This is a genomic window from Haloarcula sp. CBA1122 (assembly GCF_009741785.1).
Taxonomy (GTDB): Archaea; Halobacteriota; Halobacteria; order Halobacteriales; family Haloarculaceae; genus Haloarcula; species Haloarcula hispanica.
This window is the reverse complement of the sequence record NZ_WPCB01000008.1, coordinates 25,979-43,548: the sequence shown is the minus strand read 5'-3', so window position 1 is coordinate 43,548 and position 17,570 is coordinate 25,979. Positions and strand designations below refer to the sequence as shown.

The window sequence follows — 17,570 nt, the reverse complement described above, 5'->3', positions numbered from 1 at the left end:
CGGAAAAATAATGGCAGGGAGCAAATCAGTCGTCATCGCCGCACTGATAGCCAACGGCGCGATTGCGATTCTGAAGTTCTTCGGCTTCCTCCTTACCGGGAGTGCCGCGATGCTGTCGGAAACGTACCACAGCATCTCAGACACCGGAAACCAGGTGTTCTTGCTCATCGGGATTCGGTTCAGCGAGCGGGAGCGGGACCGTCGCCACCCCTTTGGCTACGGCAAGGCGCAGTTCTTCTACAGTTTTCTCGTCTCCGTGTTCCTGTTCGGCATCGCCGGCTGGGAGAGCGCGAAACACGGCTACAACCAACTGACCGCCGGCGGGCACGGCGGCGGTGGACACGCCGGGGAGGCAGTCGAGTTCCTATTCATCTCCTTCCAGCCGCCGGCGTGGCTGGACCCGCTGTGGGTCAACTACACCGTCCTCCTCGGCGCGTTCGTGTTCGAGACGTACGCGCTGATAAAGGCCCGCGCCGAAATGAAACGCCAGATCGACCGGAACGACTGGTCGGGCTACCGCGAGGCGTTCCGCAAGACCAGCGACGTGACGACGCTGACCGCGCTCACTGAGGACACCATCGCGCTGGCAGGCATCGTCATCGCGCTGGTCGGCCTGTTCCTCGAACAGCAGACCGGCAACCCGTTTTTCGACCGGATCTCCGCGCTGCTCATCGGGATTATGCTGATGGGCTTCGCCCTGGCCCTGGCCTGGGAGAACAAGCGCCTCCTCCTGGGGGAAAGCCTCCCGACGGACGAGGAACAGCGACTCCGTGACGTCATCATGCAGAACGAGAACGTGACGGAGATCATCGGCTTCCGGACGGTCTACTTCGGGCCGAACGAGGTCATCGTCTTCGCGGACCTACAGTTCGACCCGGCACTCGATACTGAGTCGATGGACGACGAGATAACGACCCTCGAATCAGCGATGCAGGACACTAACGGCGACATCAGGAAAGTCTACATCGAGCCGGAGTCGTAGGGGTCGCTGTCTTCGAGCCACCACGGAATCGGGACGCGCTCGGTGTCGGTCGTGACCGTCACTGTCGTATCGATGTCCGGCCGGTCCGGTCGACGTTCGGTGTGTTCGACGTATCTGATTACCCCCTGTCGGTCGACGTACAGCCGCGACCGCCCGATTTCGGACTCGTTCTCGCCAATCGGCGTCTCGACCGTATCCGTCGCGGCCAGAACAGCGACCGGTCGTCCGTTCCACTGGACGGAGTCCACCTGCCGATACTCGGTATTCGACAGGAGTTGTCGGAGCAGATTACTCCCGGCTGTCGAGGTGACCAGCGAGGTGTTCGGTGTCGCGGGCGTGGTGGCGTACGGCGTATCAGGATCGTCTCGGACGTTGGTGTACACCGTCCCGTTGGCGAGGATCACATCGTCCGATATCGGACCGAACCGACGTCTGACGCGCTGGACCTCTCGCCCACGGTCTATCCAGACGTCGAGCGTGTTCTGTGGCCCCGCCTGTTCGACGTGGCGGTGGAAGCTCCGGGTCGAAAGCGCCTGCTGGTGACGGTCCAGTAGTCGGCCCACGTCGACGGTTCCGTTGCTAGTCGGGACTGTCACTGTCGCGTCCGGCGAGCTAGTGGGGACGGGCGCTGGCGTCACCGGGTCGCCGCCGTCCGCTGTCGACCCGGCCGAAAAGAGGCCGGAACAGCCCGCGAGAAGCGCGATGGCGACAGTGAGCGTGACACGCCACATACGTTTCAGGAAGGGCGCTCGCGGCAAGTAGCTGTGGGGCCGAACCCTTTTGCCGGTGAACGGCCAATCGAGAGTACGTGGCAACGACGGACGACGGCTACATGCGGTTTTTCCCCTTCGAGGAGCCGTACGACCATCAGCAGGAGGCGATGGGAACGATATACGACGCCCTCGACGAGGGCCGGGATGTGCTGTTCGAAGGGGCCTGCGGGACCGGCAAGACGCTCGCCTCGCTGGTCCCCGCGCTGGAACACGCCCGCGAGACGGGCAAGACCGTCGTCATCACGACGAACGTCCATCAGCAGATGCGCCAGTTCGTCGAGGACGCCAGAGCGATTACCGACCAGGAGCGACTGCGAGCGGTCGTCTTCCGAGGAAAAGGGTCGATGTGTCACATTGACGTGGACTACGAGGAGTGTCAGGCGCTGCGGGACACGACCCGTGACCTGGTCGAAGTCGAGAGCGACATCGCCGAGCTGGAACAGCGCGAGGGGGAACTGCTCTCGGACGGCCAGGCGGGCAGCAGCGAGGCGATGGAGGCCCGCAACGCCGTCGTCGAGGAGCTCCGGGACCTGCAAGACGAGCGCGAGGAGATCGAAACCGAGCGGTCGACCTGCGACCACTACTACCGGAACCTCACTGTCGACACCAGCGAGTTCTACGCGTGGCTGTTCGACGACGTTCGGACGCCCGACGATGTGTACGAGTACGCCCACCAGCAGGGGCTGTGTGGCTACGAACTGCTGAAAGAGGGGATGGACGGCGTCGACCTCGTCGTCTGTAACTACCACCACCTGCTGGACCCGACCATCCGCGAGCAGTTCTTCAACTGGATCGGCCGCGACCCCGAAGACATTATCGCCGTCTTCGACGAGGCCCACAACGTCGAGTCGGCTGCCCGCGACCACGCCCGGCGGACGCTCACCGAGAACACGCTCGACCAGGCGCTGGAAGAACTCGACAGCGAGGAGGACGCCCGAACGGACGCCGCGGCCAACGTCATCGAAACGTTCCGGGACGCGCTCGTCGAGGCCTACGAGGACTCCTTCGAGTTCGGCGCACGCGCGGCCGTCGACGAGCACTGGGACGACATCACCATCGCCAACGACGACCGGAAGGACGACCTGACGCTTGCCTTCCTCCAGGGGTACACCGGCCCCGGCTTCCACGAGGAACTGGACCGCGCGCTGGAACTCGGTCGAGACCTCGACGCGCGCTACCAGAAGGCATTCAAAGAAGGTGAGCTGGACACCAGAAAGGAGTGCCAGACCCTGCAGGCCGCCGGCTTCATCGCCGACTGGCTCGACGAATCCGACGAGACCGGCCAGTACCCCGTGGTCAGCGTCCGCCGCGACGAGTCGACCGACGACGTGTACGGCCGCGCGGAGCTGTACACCTGCATCCCCGAAGAAGTCACCCGCGACCTGTTCGAGGACCTGCACGCGGCGGTGCTGATGAGCGCCACGCTCCGCCCCTTCGACGTGACCGAGAACGTCGTCGGCGTCGACGACCCGGTGACGATGGCCTACGGCGCGCAGTTCCCCGAGGACCGCCGCCGAACCTACGCCGTCGACGGCCCCGCGCTGTTTTCCAGCGAGCGGGACGACCCACAGACCCAGCAACGCATCGCCCGCACACTCGAAGACATTGTCCGGTTCACGCCCGGCAACACACTCGTGTTCTGTCCCTCCTACAGCGAGGCCGAGCGCTACCACGACATGACCGCCGTGAGCGCGACCCGGTACCTGGACGAACCGGGCACGCAGGCGCGTGACCTCCGAGAGGCCTTTACCGACGGCGACAACGGCGTCCTCTACACCTCGCTGTGGGGGACGCTCGGCGAGGGCGTGAGCTACGACGGCGACGACGCCCGGACGGTCGTGGTCGTCGGCGTTCCCTACCCCCATCTCGACGACCGCATGGACGCCGTGCAGGACGCCTACGACACGACCTTCGGCGATGGCGAGGACGATGCCGGCTGGCGCTACGCCGTCGAAATTCCGACCGTCCGCAAGACCAGACAGGCCCTCGGTCGCGTGGTCCGCTCGCCGGACGACTTCGGCGCGCGCATCCTGCTGGACAAGCGCTACACCGAAGCCGCCGAGATGGAGATGCACGACTACGCCGTTCGCGGAACCTTCCCCCCGGAGGAACGCCGCGAGATGGTCGATATCGGCCCCGAGAAGCTCAAGTTCGCGATGCTGAACTTCTATCAGGACATGGACGCCTACGACGGACCACCCCCGAAGCCGTAGAACTGCTCTGTGACGGCTTCCCGTGAGTCCGTCTCCAGCAGGCTTCAGACAGAGGAGTCTGCCCCAGTCGCTGTGTTCATCACGGGATAATTTTAGATTTGACATCATTTTAAACATAAAGTTGTCGATACGTCGGATCGTTTGCAGGGTTTGGAAAACTACTCGTGGCTTTATTCTCCGGTGTTTTGAACCGGCCATCCCGAGAGAGCGCGATGAAACCAACGACAGACATCTCACGTCGCGAGTTCGTCACGGTGGCCGGCGCAGTCACTGCCAGTGCGCTAGCGGGCTGTTCCGGGAGTTCTATTGACACCGCCGAATCAACGACTGAGACCGCTAATGGGAGCACAACAGGCGCGAATACGACCGGTGACGGAGCAACAGAGACAAACGACCTCGTCAGGGCTATCGATAGCCAAGCAGTTCCGTTCGAGCCGACAGCCCCGTCCAGTGGCCTCGACGATATCGCCACCCGACTCGCTGAGACGCCTATCGTCGGGATCGGAGAGAGTTCACACGGGGTGAAGGAGTTCAAAACAATTCCTCGACAACTCGTTCAGCGACTGGTCAGCGACCACGGCTACCGTCTGGTGGCGATAGAAGGGACGCTCGGGGACTTCGCTTCCGTGAACGCGTACGTTACTGGCGGGGAGGGTGACCTCGACGCGGCGCTGTCGTCACTCGAATTCTACTTCTGGCAGACCGACGAGATCCGCCGGCTGTTCCAGTGGCTACGGGAGTTCAACGACGGGCGACCCAGTGCGGACCAGGCTGTTGTGCGGGGGTACGATGCCCAGTTCTATCACATCAACGCGAGGGCCATCCGGTCGTACCTCGATAGCGTGGATTCGGAGTATCTGGCGGAGATCGAGGACTCGCTCGAACCGTTGACGACGCGGTTTCAGGCGACCGATCCCTCCACGGTCGCGACCGATTCCCAGATGGCACTGATCGAGGATCTCGAAGAGCGGCTGCGGACCCACGAGAGTCGCTACGTGGAACAGCGTTCGGAGACCGAGTTCCGGCTTATGCAGCGGCACGTCTGGACGCTCGAACGAGGGGTACGGTTCGTGGAGAAACTCGCCGCCGAGGAGTACACACAGGGTAAAACGATCCGTGACACGGCGATGGCCGACAACGTCGCGTGGCTCCGTGAGTGGACGGGTTCGGAGCGCGCCATCGTGATGGGGAACGCCAACCACACGATGAGAAACGTCGGGGACGCGTCGGAGGACGGAGCGCGAATGGGGCAGCACCTGACTGAACGGTTTGGCTCGGACTACTACTCGCTCGGGCTGCTGTTCGGGTCGGGTTCGTTCGCAGTGCCGGCAAACCACGAGAGAACCGAGTTCGAGACGTTCGACCTCGGTGGCCCAGTCGGCAAGACGCTGGAAGCGACGCTGGCGGAGGCGTCACACCCACAGTTTTTCCTTGATTTCGAAGACGTACGGGAGCGGGACTCGATCGACCGCTCGGTCGCGAATACATCGAAGATGCAGGTGACGGCCCCGAAGGCACCCGAAAAAGGTGCGATGGCGATTCCGGAACCCCCCGGTGAACTGATGGATGGCATCGTTTTCATCCGCGATGTCTCGCCCGCAACGTTCTCCGGGTCAGCGTAGCCACAGCGAAGTTGTCTTTTTACAAACCGGTCACGACGGCTGGTTCAGGTTCGCGTCAGTATGTCCCGTATTCGCGGCGGCTGCTGGTGCTCCCAAATCAGGACCCGAGAGAGGCGCTGTGAGACCGGTCCGGCGAGATGGAGAGCCCACTGCGGATCGTCGGATACCCGCTCGGCGTTGTCGGCTGACCAGCCGAAACCGGATGTTTTGAAACCCTCCACGCGAAACTCGCGGGCAATGCTAGTCGCTTTCGACTTCGACGGGACGCTCTCCGATTCGGAGATGACGGTCCTGCTGGGAAGCCAGAACGGGACGGCCGAGGACATGGCCGACATCACCGAGCGCGCGATGAACAACGAAATCGAGTACGCCGAAAGTCTCCGCCAGCGGTGTGCGCTCCTCGAAGGCCTCTCCGAGGAGAAGGCACAGGACGCCTTCGACGAGGTCGCCCTGCGCCCCGGCGCGGCAGAGATCATCGAAGCTCTGCGGGACGCCGGCGTCTACGTCGCTATCCTCACCGGCGGGTTCGAGCGCGGCGTCGAGGCTGCACTCGAAACGGAGGGGGTCGAAGTCGACGCTATCGTCGCCAATCGGCTGGTTATGACAGACGGAGAACTCACCGGTGAGGTCCGCGGCCCGCTCATCTCCGGGACCAAAGACGATGCGATGGAGGTTGTGACCGCTGTCACCGGCGAGGACCGGGACACGACCGTCGCGGTCGGGGACGGAGCTAACGACCTGCCGATGCTCGAAGTCGCGAACCTGGCTATCGGCTTCGACCCGAAACCGGCCGTCGCACCGTCGTGTGACACGTCGGTCGAGACGATGGACGAACTGTACGACCTGCTGGAAGCCGAAGACGTCCTGTAGCGCAGTTTCCGCGCTCGCGCTCCGGATTGTGCATTGAAGCCGTTCTCGCCGCTGACCAGTATCGGATGAGAGATTGAAGCAGGGAGAGGCACGCTCCCCACGGACGCGAGCGTTCGTTGTCGGACCAATGACAGAGTATGGTTGAGCGTGAACCGACGCGTGCTCGCTACCGGCGACGGTTCATTGAATACATTATCCTCTCTCGTAATAAACCTAGTGAACAGGTGAATTCTTGCGCCACTTTGGTACGGGTGTCCAGATATTGTCTCTAAAATACTGTATCTTCAGTTAGTTGGTTGCCTGACCGATAGCCTGGTCGAGGTCGGCTTTGATATCCTCGACGGATTCGGTGCCGACGGAGAGTCGGACCATGTCATCAGTGACGCCGGCTGCGGCCTTCTCCTCGTCAGTGAGCTGCTGGTGGGTGGTCGAGGCAGGGTGGATGATGAGCGTCTTCGCATCGCCGACGTTTGCCAGCAGGGAGGCGATCTCCGTCGATTCGACGGTCGTTCGGGCGGCGTCGTACCCCGCGTCGAGGCCGAACGTTATCATGCCGCCGTAGCCGCCGTCGAGGTACTCGCTGGCGGTGTCGTGCGTTTCGTGGTCTTCGAGGCCGGGGTAGGTGACCCACGAGACCTCGGGGTGGTCGGCGAGGAACTCGGCGACGCCCATGGCGTTGTCGCAGTGGCGGTCCATCCGCGCGGGCAGCGTCTCCAGGCCCTGCATCGTCTGCCAGGCGTCGAAGGGTGACTGCTGGCAGCCCAGGTCGCGGAGGCCGCGGGCGATGGCGGCGTAGGTGAAGGCCGCGTCGTCGAACCGCTCCCGGAAGTTGACGCCGTGGTACGCGGGGTTGTCGCCGGCGATTTCGGGGTATTTATCGGCGTGTTCCTCCCACGGGAAGGAGCCACCGTCGACGAGAACGCCGCCGACGGTGGTGCCGTGGCCGTGAATCCACTTCGTCGTGGAGTTCCAGACGAGGTCGGCCCCGTGTTCGATTGGGTTGCAGAGGTACGGCGTCGCGAAGGTGTTGTCGACGAAGAAGGGGACGCCGTGGTCGTGGGCGATTTCGGCGAGGCGCTCGAAGTCCGGTGTGACCAGCGACGGGTTGCCGATGGTCTCACAGTGGACGTAGGCGGTGTTCTCGTCGATAGCCTCGGCGTAGGCGTCGTAGTCGAGCGTATCGACGAAGCGGGTCTCGACGCCGTTTCGCGGCGCGGTGTGGGTGTAGTAGGTGTAGGTCCCGCCGTACAGCGACGACGCCGTGACGACGTTGTCGCCGACGTCTGCGAGCAGGAAGGTGGCGAGATTCAGCGACGCCATGCCGGAGGCGGTGGCGACCGCGCCGACGCCGCCTTCCAGCGCCGCCAGCCGTTCCTGTAGCATGCCGACGGTGGGGTTCATTAGCCGCGAGTAGATGTGGCCCGGCTTCTCCAGCGCGAACTGCTTTGCGGCGTCCTCGGCGTCCTCGAAGACGTAGGATGTTGTCTGGTACAGCGGTGGCGCGCGCGAGCGGGTCTCGGCGTCCGGCTCTTCCTGCCCGACGTGCAGCGCGTCGGTTTCGAATCCGTGGTCTTGGTCGTCACTCATACACCCCGCTTCCACCGGACGGGTCTTAATAACAGCCACACCGGTCAGCCCCGCCACTGCTACGAGATACCGGTGATTCTTCGCACTAATGCCGAATAGGTTCGGCCATGGGTCGACAGGGTACAATCTGGGCGGTGCTGTCGAGACAACGTACAAACAGGCGGACGGCCGGGAGCGAGTGGTGCGACAACTGTCGCACCCGAAGCGACCCGGGGAAGGGCAGGCCTGCGGTCGTGCCGGGCGGTTAGCATACCGGTCGCCTGGCGACCGGTTTCACCGGACGCGAACGGAGTGAGCGTCCGGCCTTTTTCGCCCACGTTTTTGTACGGGGGTTGAGCGCTCGGCCCCGGCGAGCGCGAGGCCCCCGTGGAAAAAGGTGGTTAGGTAAACTTCCGGACCGTCATCGAAAGCGTATCCAGATCTAGAATCGGCGCGAAGCCGGCGTCCGGGTCGATGTTGACGCTCTTCTGGAACTCGGTCTGGGCCTGCCAGCACCCGGAGTTCAGCGCAACGACGTTGTGATACTCGCCCCAGCCGAGCTTGTGGACGTGGCCGGTGTGGAACACGTCCGGGACCTCCTCCATGACCAGATAGTCGCGGTCCTCGGGGGCAAGCCGGGTGTGGCCCCCGTACTGCGGCGCGACGTGGCGCTTTTTCAGGAGCTGATACATCGCCTTGTGTGGCTCCTCGTAGCTCGCTTCCTCGTCGGGGAGTTCGGCGATGACCTCGTCCAGCGAAACGCCGTGGTACATCAACACTGTGACGCCCTCGACGGTGACCAGCGAGGGATTAGAGTGGACCTGAGCGTCGTGAGCAGTCATGATGTCTCTGAGTTCCTCGTCGAAGCCGGGCTGGGGCTCAGCCAGCCGAACGGCGTCGTGGTTGCCCGGAATCATCCGAATCTCCATGTCGCCCGGGACTTCCTTGAGGTACTCCGAGAACGCGCGGTACTGGTCGTAGATGTCGATGATGTCCAGTTCCTCGTCCTGCTCTGGATAGATACCGACGCCCTCCACCATGTCGCCAGCGATGAGCAGGTACTCGACGTTCTCGGCTTCGGAGGTGTGGAGCCAGTCGGTGAAGCGGTGCCAGGCGTCCTCCATGAACTCCTGGCTCCCGACGTGGACGTCGGATATGAGCGCCGCCTGAACGTGCCGGTCGGCGGTCGAAGGACTGTGCGTTCGGGGCACGTCCGGGAAGTACAGCGAGTCCACGAATAGAATGCCGGCGTCGTCGGCCAGCGTCCCCTCGACGGCGATGACCTCGTCCATAAGCAACTGCTGGACCAGATCGGCGATAGGCCGGTCTTTCATCACGAGGCAGGGGAAGGTCCCGTTCGTGTCCTCCAGTTCGACGAGCCAGTGCCCGCTAGCGGTCGAGCGGATGTCCGAGACCATCCCGATCAGCGCAGCGTCGCTGCCGCCACCCATGTTCTCGATGGCGTCAGTCGGTCGGTGGTTCACTCTGCCGCGCAGTTTGCTCGCTAGTTTCTCGTAGCGGTCCCGGAACACCGAGACGAAGTCCGAGTACTCGCCGGTCCCGGTAGACTGGCCGGTCATGTCGTTCGCGACTTCGATTGCCCGGAGGGATGTGTCCACGTCCCGTGACCCCCCCGTTTCAGGTGGAACGGACCCACCCGGTTCGGTCGACGTGGCTGCACCTGTTCCAGTCGAAACGGAGGGGTGTGAATTGGGTGGAGTGCCGGTAGTTTCGTTTCCGGGGTTTGGTTCGGTATTCGGCGATCCCCCGGTGGCTTCTGTCGCTTCAATCACGGAGTCGACGTGGTCTGTTGTCAGCTTCAGCGCGTCGTCGGGGAGGGTTTCGAGTGCACGTTCCAGCGTCGCCGATGGGTCCGATGTGTCGGCGATCCGAGTCACTGCCTCGCGCTCCGCGTTGTAGCCGCGGCTCGCGAGTTCGCTGACGATTCGTGCCGGCGTCTCCAGAGGCACGTTCCACACTCAGTGTCTGCGGCCAAAAGGATAGCGAACCAACGGCCGTCACAAGATTGATACCCCGCTGTCGGCAATCCGAGATAGGATGGGCCGGGACGAATCGACCAGTAGCACGCCTCCAGACGGGACAGAGGAGTCTGTGGAGGCCAGCCCTGCGTTTCGTCTCGCGCTATACGTCCGTGACATCGGTACGAGCGTCGGGGCAGTGGTGCTCGTCGGCGCGTTCCTGTTTGCTGTCAGCGGGGTGTGGCCGCCACTGGTCGCCATCGAAAGCGGGAGCATGGAGCCACACATCGACACCGGCGATATGGTGTTCGTCATGGACGCGGAGCGCTTCTCGGGACAGGCGGCCCGTCACGGCGTTGTAACGGCAGCGGCCGGGACAGAGACCGGCTATCGGACCTTTCAGCAGCCCGGGGACGTCATCGTCTTCGAACCCAACGGTAACGAGCAGCGAACGCCGATCATCCACCGGTCGATGCTGTGGGTCGATGCCGGCGAGAACTGGTACGACCGCGCGAACCAGACGTATGTCGGGAGCGCGGACAGTTGCGACGAACTACAGAACTGTCCGGCGCCGCATGCTGGGTTTATTACGAAAGGTGACAACAAAGTAACCAATACTAGATACGATCAGGTCACCGGGGCAAGCACCGTTGTCCGCCCGGAGTGGGTCATTGGAACCGGGACCTTCCGAATCCCTCGTCTCGGATACGTCCGAGTCCAACCGTCTCAGCTATGGCACACGTCGGTGTCGATACCGGTCGGAGGAGCTACAGCACCAGCGGCAGCCTGAGCAAATCGGAAGATAGCGTTCGGTCCAACAACAGAAAGTTGATTGGCCGCCTCCGAGTATTCGTGGTACGAATGGCCGGGTCAGACCGTCGGTCGTCGGATGGAGACGAAACCGAGAGGCCGGGAGGGATGATGTACGTGGCCGATATCGTCAGTAGCGCCGGCTCAGTCCTGCTCGTCGGGGTGTTGCTGTTCGCCGTCAGCGGCGTGTGGCCTCCGCTCGTCGCTATCGAAAGCCCGAGCATGGACCCCCATATCAAGGAAGGCGACCTCGTGTTCGTGATGGAAGAGGAGCGGTTCTCCGGCCCGGGTGATCACGGGGGTGTCGTCACCGCAGCGAACGACGACAGCTACCGGACGTTCCAGCGTCCGGGCGACGTTATCGTATACGAGCCCGACGGCAACAGTCGGCAGACTCCGATCATCCACCGAGCGATGCTGTGGGTTGAGGAGGACGAGAACTGGTACGACCGCGCGAACAAGGACTACATCGGCAGTGCGGACAGTTGCGACGACCTCAGCTCCTGTCCGGCCGACCACGCCGGCTTCATCACCAAGGGCGACAAAAACGGCCGATACGATCAGGTCGGCTCTCCCCCCATCAGCGAACCGGTCAAACCCGGGTGGGTCGTCGGTACGGCAGAGATACGGGTCCCGTTGCTGGGACAGGTCCGACTCCAGTGGAACAAGGCCGGAACGGCTGGTGAAGTAACAGACGAGACGGAGCCGACGATGACGAACGAGACAGGACTCACAGCGGTGAACGGAACCGCGGCCGGGTAGCCGTATCACTCGAAGGGGATTTTTTCACTTGGAACGGCCGAGCTGTCGAGCGCGAATACAGTTCGCAGGTCAGTTGTCGAACCGGGCCTGGACGAACGGCTGGACGTCGTCGATATCGCCGAGTCTCGAATCCGACAGGAGCACCGCCTCCGTCTCTTCGGTTGGAACCGAGAGGGAGATCTCTTTCGTGCGCCCGTAGCGGCCCTTCGAGACGACGACGGCGTTGACGATGCCGAGCATATCCAGCTCCGAGATGAGGTCGGTGACGCGGCGCTGTGTCAGGATGTCGGCGTCGATCTCCTCACAGAGGTTCTTGTAGATGTTGAACACCTCGCCGGTGTTGATGTTGTGGACGCCGTTCTTTTCCAGCAAGATGATGGCAAAGAGGACAATCTTCGACTGCGTGGGGAGCGTCCGGACGACCTCGACGACGCGGTCGAGTTCGATCTTCTCCTGAGCCTGCCGGACGTGGTCTTCAAGGACGTTGTCCGTCTGGTCACGCTCGGCGAGTTCGCCGGCCGTCCGGAGGAGGTCGAGCGCCCGGCGTGCGTCCCCGTGTTCCTGTGCGGCGAAGGCCGCACACAGCGGGATGACGTCCTCAGTGAGCGCGTCGCCTTTGAACGCCACGTCCGAGCGTGCCTGGAGGATGTCCCGAAGCTGATTCGCGTCGTAGGGGGGGAAGACGATTTCCTCTTCACCAAGGCTGGACTTGACCCGTGGATCGAGGAAGTCGGTGAATTTCAGGTCGTTCGAGATGCCCATAATCGAGACGCGGGAGTTCTCCAGTTCGGAGTTCATCCGGGAGAGGTTGTACAGCGTGTCGTCGCCGCTTTTCTCGACGAGCTTGTCGATCTCGTCGAGCATGATGACGACCACGCGCTCGTGGTAGTCGACGGCATCGAAAAATGAGCTGTACACCCGGTCCGTCGGCCACCCCGTCATCGGGACTTCCTCGAACTCCGCCTTGTCGGCTTCCAGCGATTCGATTTCGGTTTCGATGTCGTCGAGGGAATCGAACGCCGTCTCTTCGAGTGCAGCCGCGTTCTCGCGTGCACGCGATCGGAGATCTTCGAGTTCGGCGATGCGGTCGTCGATGAGCTGGGCGTTCTTGTCGATGAACTTGTTCGCGAGCTGGGCCAGCACGCGGTACTGGGTGTCGGTCACCTCGCAGTTGATGTACTCCACTTCACAGGGAACCTCGTACTTCTGTGAGGTCGTTTCGAGTTCCTCGCTGACGAACTTCGCGGACGCGGTTTTCCCCGTTCCAGTCTTGCCATAGATGAGGATGTTCGACGGCGTATCGCCGCGCAAGGCGGTGACGAGAATCGTCGCCATGTTGTTGATCTGCTCCTCGCGGTGGGGGAGTTTGTGCGGCGTGTAGGAGGGGCGGAGGACCTCCTTGTTCTCGAAAATGGGTTCCCCTTCGAGAAGGTCGTCGAACAGGCCGCGGGACGCCTCGTCTGAGGGATCGTCGGATCCGGCATCGAGATTGTCGAGAATAACGTCGTCGAGATCGGACGGCCCGGTCGATGCCCCGGAGTCCGTTTCGACATCGAGTTGCTCGTCGGACCCGTCGGCGTCGTTCGACGTCTCTGTCGTCGACGGGTCGGATGCCGGGGCCGAGTTGTCGCTTTCGTCAGTCATAGTCGAGAGAGTCCCCTTCGTTTCGTGTGGAGAGAGTTGGAGACACCGGAACAGAGGGAGCGAGGAGTGCGTCAGTACCGTCGTTAGTGAGCATCATCGCTCTCCGGTGCGTCCAGTTGAACCACATGAACCGTACCGTGAGTCGATATTAAATATTTCGGTACACCACCCATGAAACATATATGTTGGCATATTTATGAGTGCTCCCGCATGGGTTCCGTTGTCGTAAAGAGGACTATAGCTTCAGTTTCACTGGGTTAGACGGGCATGGTACGGCAGGGGAATGAGTGGAAGGGAAGGGGAGCCATGGAGTGGTTCCGGGAGCTGGTACGCTGTGTGAACACGAGTGGTGGTACCACGGAAGGACGGGACCTGTAGGACAAAGCGACCGTAACGGGCCAACCCCCCCACCCCTTCGTTTCCGGTGGAACGGGAAACAGGCCCGGGGGGAGGGGGTGAGGGTGACGAAAATGTCCTCTAGTAAGAGGAAAGATTTAATACACTGCCTCATAAACCAAAGCCGCACTAGATAAAACAAATCCCTAGTAGAGGGTAGTATACAGTTTTCTAGTGTCTAGGCCGTTCTAACTAGCGGTATGGCGAGTCGCGCCGATTTGAACAGCTGGTCCGCTCCCGATTTGATCGGTAATTCTCCACCCCCTCCCCAGGGATGTCTGTCGTTCCACCTGAAACAAAGGGGTGGGGGGCTAGGATGGTCCACCCCTAATCCGAATCGCTGGGTTTCGGATGACCGGACTCCACCCGAACAGTTCCCGTCCCGATTGCATCCGCGGAAACGCGCACACGCTGATCTGTGCTATGCCTCCCCATGTCAGAAAAAGGACTAATGTCTGACGTAGGCTTAAGTGAATTCGCCTATCTTTTACGGGCAGAGCCGCCATACCGGACGACTCCGGGCGGCGGGAGGATAGGATGGGATTGTTAACAAACCTCAAAGATAGCATCTCACGCGCGGCATCGACGCTGTTCTCCGAAGAGGATCCGAAGCGGATCGGTATCTACGGCCCGCCGAACGCCGGCAAGACGACGCTGGCGAACCGCATCGCACGGGACTGGACTGGCGACGCCGTCGGTCCGGAGAGTCACGTTCCACACGAGACTCGCCGTGCGCGCCGAAAGGAGAACGTCGAGATCGAACGCGACGGGAAGAAAGTGACAATCGACATCGTCGACACGCCCGGCGTGACGACGAAGGTCGATTACACCGAATTCCTCGAACACGACATGGAGAAAGACGACGCCGTCCGTCGCTCCCGCGAAGCGACCGAGGGCGTCGCCGAAGCGATGCACTGGCTCCGCGAGGACGTCGACGGCGTCATTTACGTGCTTGACTCCGCGACTGATCCGTTCACGCAGGTCAACACCATGCTCATCGGCATCATCGAGAGTCAGGACCTGCCGGTGTTGATTCTTGCAAACAAGATCGATCTGGAGGAGTCCTCCGTCCAGCGCATCCGAAACGCCTACCCCCAGCACGAGACGATTCCGCTCTCGGCGCTCGAGGGAGACAACATGGACGAAGTCTACGACAAAATCGCGGAGTACTTCGGGTGATATAATGGCAGAAGTCAAAGACCCAGACGACGGCGTCCAAATCGACCTCATCAGCGGCGAACGCATGGCCGGACTGGCCTCGATGGAGAAGATCCGAATGATTCTCGACGGGGTTCGTGACGGCAACATCGTCATTCTCGAAGAGGGACTCTCCCCCGACGAGGAGTCCCGCCTGATCGAAGTCACGATGACGGAGATCAGCCCCGACGAGTTCAACGGCATCGAAATCGAGACCTACCCCAAGTCCGAGGCCGCCGACGCCAGCATCCTCGACCGGCTGATGGGCAAACAGTCGACCCAGAAGCTGACAGTCATCGGGCCGGCGAACCAGATAGAGACGCTCCACAAGGACGAAACGCTCATCAGCGCCCTCGTCTCCCGGAAATAATGCCCCACCAGTGTACGGACTGTGGCCGTGGCTTCGACGACGGGTCGAAGGAGATGCTCTCGGGCTGTCCCAACTGCGGCGGGAACAAGTTCCAGTATCAGCCCGAGGGGGCCGACATCTCCGAAATGCCGGATGCGGAGCCACCGGAACCACCGGGACCTGACAGCACTGTCGCCCGTACCGTCGGCAAGACCGCCGCCTCGGTACGTGACTTCGTCAGTGGCTCCGCTCCGGACGGCGACCGTCCCGCCGAGCAGTCCCATCTCGACGCCGACCGGTCGGCTGACTCACAGCCGAGTGACCCATCCCACACGTCCGGCTCGCCGTCGACCGAACCCGACCGCACGTCTGCGTCCGAGGATTCAGCCCAGGCTAGTGCCCGCGGCGATATCGTCGAACCGGACGAACTTCCGTCCGACGCACCGTCGGCGTCCGAAGCAGAACACCAGTTCCGCCCTGTCGGTGCGGACCCTGACCCACCGGCGGAACCAGAGCAGGAAGACCGGCCCGACCTAGAGGAACTGCGCGCGGAACTCAACGACCAGTTCGAGTCGATCAAGGTACTGGAACCCGGCCAGTACGAACTGAACCTGATGGAACTGTACGACCGCGAGGAATACATCATTGCGCTGCAGGAAGACGGGCACTACTCGATTCAGGTTCCCGAAACCATCCGTTCCGAGTGACCGAACGGTCTTATTGCCGCTTTCATATATTCGTTAGCCCGAATTACGCCGTAGAACGGCTGCACACTCCATTGAGTATCAACGCGGGCACAACCATTATATAATATGCCGTGGATGCTTCGGATAACGCCATGAGCCACCGAGAACTCTCGACATCGGATTCACACCTCGAAGAGTGGGCGTCACTCCTCGGTGCTGATATCGACGACGACGGGCGCGACAGCGACTTGCTTGACGACCAGGACGAACCCGCTTGACATCCTCTCCGCCCTGAAGGGCGAAGATTCCCGACTGCCGTTGGGATATTGTGGTCTACGGGACAACCTGTTCTTGTGGGCGTAATCTGCCCGTTGATTTATCGAACAGGCGCACCGATGGCTGTGCCAAACAGCCGTTACTCCTATCCTGTGACGGACTCGGAGTTACCGTCGCTCGCATATTCTCCGCCGCATTCAGATCACTGTTCGCAACCAAATCACACTCTGAACACACATACAACCCGCGCTCAACACGGTTAGAATCCGCTTCTGTGCCACACTCACAGCATGTTTTCGAGGTTTTTAATCCGCCTTCGGGAACGCGCTCTATACTGATGCCGCGTTCTTCGGCTTTGTATTCAATGTGGCTCAACAGCGTTTCAAACGCCCAATCGTGCAGCCGCTTGTTCCCGTGGCGTCCCCAATCAGAGTCGTCACGAATCTTTTTCGGATGACCTATTGCTATCGTCCCGACATTGCGAGTGGCGCATTGCTCCACAATATCTTTCGATAGTGCGTGCAAGAAATGGTCTTGCCGCCGGGACTTCTTTTGTCGAAGTCGCTGTGCCTCATTGCTCGGGCCGTTTTCACCCTCTGTGTTGTATTCTTCATGACGGAAGTAGTGAGTATCTTCTTTCAGGGCGTTGCCCGGATACAATAGCGTCTCGTCACCGATAGAGACAGCCGCCGTGTTGCAGATACCAAGATCAACACCAGCCGTCTTCTCGCCGGGACTCTCCGACGTTTCAATCTGCATTTCGCAGACGAAATGCAGTTCCCACTGGTTGCCAGTCCAGACAGAACGCACCGTCTGGACGGTTTCAACATCGGAAAGCGTCTGGTCGTCTGCTTGGATCGTGTATTCACAGAGGATGTAGTCTGCGGCGTACCGAGACTCCTTCATATTCGTGCCCTTTGAGAGACGAACGCGGTTGTACTCGGTATCCAGTTTGAAGCCCTTATTTTTCCACGTCACGGTTGAACGCGGGTGTTCGTCGCCGTGTTTGCGATAACCGGGCGGATTCGCGTCAGGATCGTCCTGCTCGTACCACGAGATGAACGCCTCACCAAGTTCTTGGAGAACTCGTTGACTGGACTGAGAATGTAGGTCCGCGTAGCGTTCGTGATTTTTGAGGTACGAGCAGAGTTCGTCGGCGCTTGGGATATGGTCGATAGCGTCCCAAACACGAGAGATTGTCCATCGCCCGATGTTCCAGAGTTTGCTGGCGGCGAAGCCATGCGAATCAAGGTCGTCAGAGACTTGCGAGTGATTAGTGACACTCGCTTTCAGTGTCCGAGTGACGACCTGATTCGACACACGTAAGCATAGTATTATTACTTATATAATTGTTCGGGTGATGTCTAATAGTGGAATATCCAGCCGTAGCTACGGGTGTAGCATGACGCCAATTTGTCGGATTCATGCCCGCCGTGAACGGCGAG

15 protein-coding genes are annotated in these 17,570 nt (G+C 61.4%); 10 read left to right on the top strand and 5 right to left on the bottom strand.

Annotation, left to right across the window (positions count from 1 at the left end; translation table 11 throughout):
* The first annotated feature begins 10 nt into the window (after positions 1-10).
* The gene (locus GJ630_RS04965; RefSeq protein ID WP_014039049.1) at positions 11-982 is read left to right on the top strand and encodes a cation diffusion facilitator family transporter; all 972 of its coding nucleotides are present in this window, start codon (positions 11-13) and stop codon (positions 980-982) included.
* Here the strand turns inward: GJ630_RS04965 and GJ630_RS04960 are convergent.
* Positions 961-1,713: a hypothetical protein gene (locus GJ630_RS04960; protein ID WP_191449481.1), complete on the bottom strand. Its 753-nt coding sequence runs from the start codon at positions 1,711-1,713 to the stop codon at positions 961-963. The genes GJ630_RS04965 and GJ630_RS04960 overlap by 22 nt on opposite strands.
* 77 nt (positions 1,714-1,790) lie before the next feature.
* Here GJ630_RS04960 and GJ630_RS04955 point away from each other — a divergent pair, with 77 nt between their 5' ends.
* From GJ630_RS04955 to serB, 3 genes are all read left to right on the top strand, one after another.
* Positions 1,791-3,968: an ATP-dependent DNA helicase gene (locus GJ630_RS04955; protein WP_050007179.1), complete on the top strand. Its 2,178-nt coding sequence runs from the start codon at positions 1,791-1,793 to the stop codon at positions 3,966-3,968.
* Between the two features lie 212 nt (positions 3,969-4,180).
* Complete coding sequence (locus tag GJ630_RS04950; RefSeq protein WP_191449480.1) at positions 4,181-5,590, top strand: erythromycin esterase family protein; 1,410 nt, start codon at positions 4,181-4,183, stop codon at positions 5,588-5,590.
* Positions 5,591-5,797: 207 nt separating this feature from the next.
* Positions 5,798-6,460 (top strand): phosphoserine phosphatase SerB, encoded by a 663-nt coding sequence (gene serB / locus GJ630_RS04945; protein WP_255355556.1) that lies wholly within the window; start codon positions 5,798-5,800, stop codon positions 6,458-6,460.
* 288 nt (positions 6,461-6,748) lie between these two features.
* On the opposite strand, the gene GJ630_RS04940 is transcribed toward serB, so the two are convergent.
* On the bottom strand, positions 6,749-8,047 hold the full coding sequence (locus GJ630_RS04940; RefSeq protein WP_050037287.1) for an O-acetylhomoserine aminocarboxypropyltransferase/cysteine synthase family protein: 1,299 nt from the start codon (positions 8,045-8,047) through the stop codon (positions 6,749-6,751).
* Positions 8,048-8,427: 380 nt separating this feature from the next.
* On the bottom strand, positions 8,428-9,996 hold the full coding sequence (locus GJ630_RS04935) for a DNA-directed DNA polymerase II small subunit (protein ID WP_146417689.1): 1,569 nt from the start codon (positions 9,994-9,996) through the stop codon (positions 8,428-8,430).
* Between the two features lie 88 nt (positions 9,997-10,084).
* Between GJ630_RS04935 and GJ630_RS04930 the strand changes: the two genes are divergently transcribed.
* Together GJ630_RS04930 and GJ630_RS04925 are read left to right on the top strand one after the other, a co-directional pair.
* A complete protein-coding gene (locus tag GJ630_RS04930; RefSeq protein WP_146417688.1) occupies positions 10,085-10,795 on the top strand; it encodes a S26 family signal peptidase in 711 nt (236 codons plus the stop codon).
* Positions 10,796-10,923: 128 nt separating this feature from the next.
* A complete protein-coding gene (locus GJ630_RS04925; RefSeq protein WP_014039041.1) occupies positions 10,924-11,577 on the top strand; it encodes a S26 family signal peptidase in 654 nt (217 codons plus the stop codon).
* A 69-nt stretch (positions 11,578-11,646) separates the two neighbouring features.
* Here the strand turns inward: GJ630_RS04925 and GJ630_RS04920 are convergent, their stop codons facing one another.
* On the bottom strand, positions 11,647-13,221 hold the full coding sequence (locus tag GJ630_RS04920) for a Cdc6/Cdc18 family protein (RefSeq protein ID WP_050037284.1): 1,575 nt from the start codon (positions 13,219-13,221) through the stop codon (positions 11,647-11,649).
* 933 nt (positions 13,222-14,154) lie between these two features.
* Here GJ630_RS04920 and GJ630_RS04915 point away from each other — a divergent pair.
* The 4 genes from GJ630_RS04915 to GJ630_RS20280 all read left to right on the top strand — a co-directional run bounded on the left by GJ630_RS04915 (position 14,155) and on the right by GJ630_RS20280 (position 16,127).
* Positions 14,155-14,796 (top strand): Era-like GTP-binding protein, encoded by a 642-nt coding sequence (locus GJ630_RS04915; RefSeq protein ID WP_004590329.1) that lies wholly within the window; start codon positions 14,155-14,157, stop codon positions 14,794-14,796.
* A gap of 4 nt (positions 14,797-14,800) precedes the next feature.
* A complete protein-coding gene (locus GJ630_RS04910; protein ID WP_004517591.1) occupies positions 14,801-15,184 on the top strand; it encodes a DUF2073 domain-containing protein in 384 nt (127 codons plus the stop codon).
* Positions 15,184-15,870, top strand: a complete 687-nt coding sequence (locus tag GJ630_RS04905) for a Zn-ribbon containing protein (protein WP_146417687.1) — start codon at positions 15,184-15,186, stop codon at positions 15,868-15,870. Before GJ630_RS04910 ends, GJ630_RS04905 begins: the two co-directional genes overlap by 1 nt.
* Positions 15,871-16,001: 131 nt before the next feature.
* Entirely contained in the window at positions 16,002-16,127 is a 126-nt protein-coding gene (locus tag GJ630_RS20280; protein ID WP_255359479.1) for a hypothetical protein, read from the top strand.
* Between the two features lie 55 nt (positions 16,128-16,182).
* On the opposite strand, the gene GJ630_RS04900 is transcribed toward GJ630_RS20280, so the two are convergent.
* Positions 16,183-17,445: an RNA-guided endonuclease InsQ/TnpB family protein gene (locus GJ630_RS04900; protein ID WP_371726989.1), complete on the bottom strand. Its 1,263-nt coding sequence runs from the start codon at positions 17,443-17,445 to the stop codon at positions 16,183-16,185.
* Between the last annotated feature and the right edge of the window lie 125 nt (positions 17,446-17,570).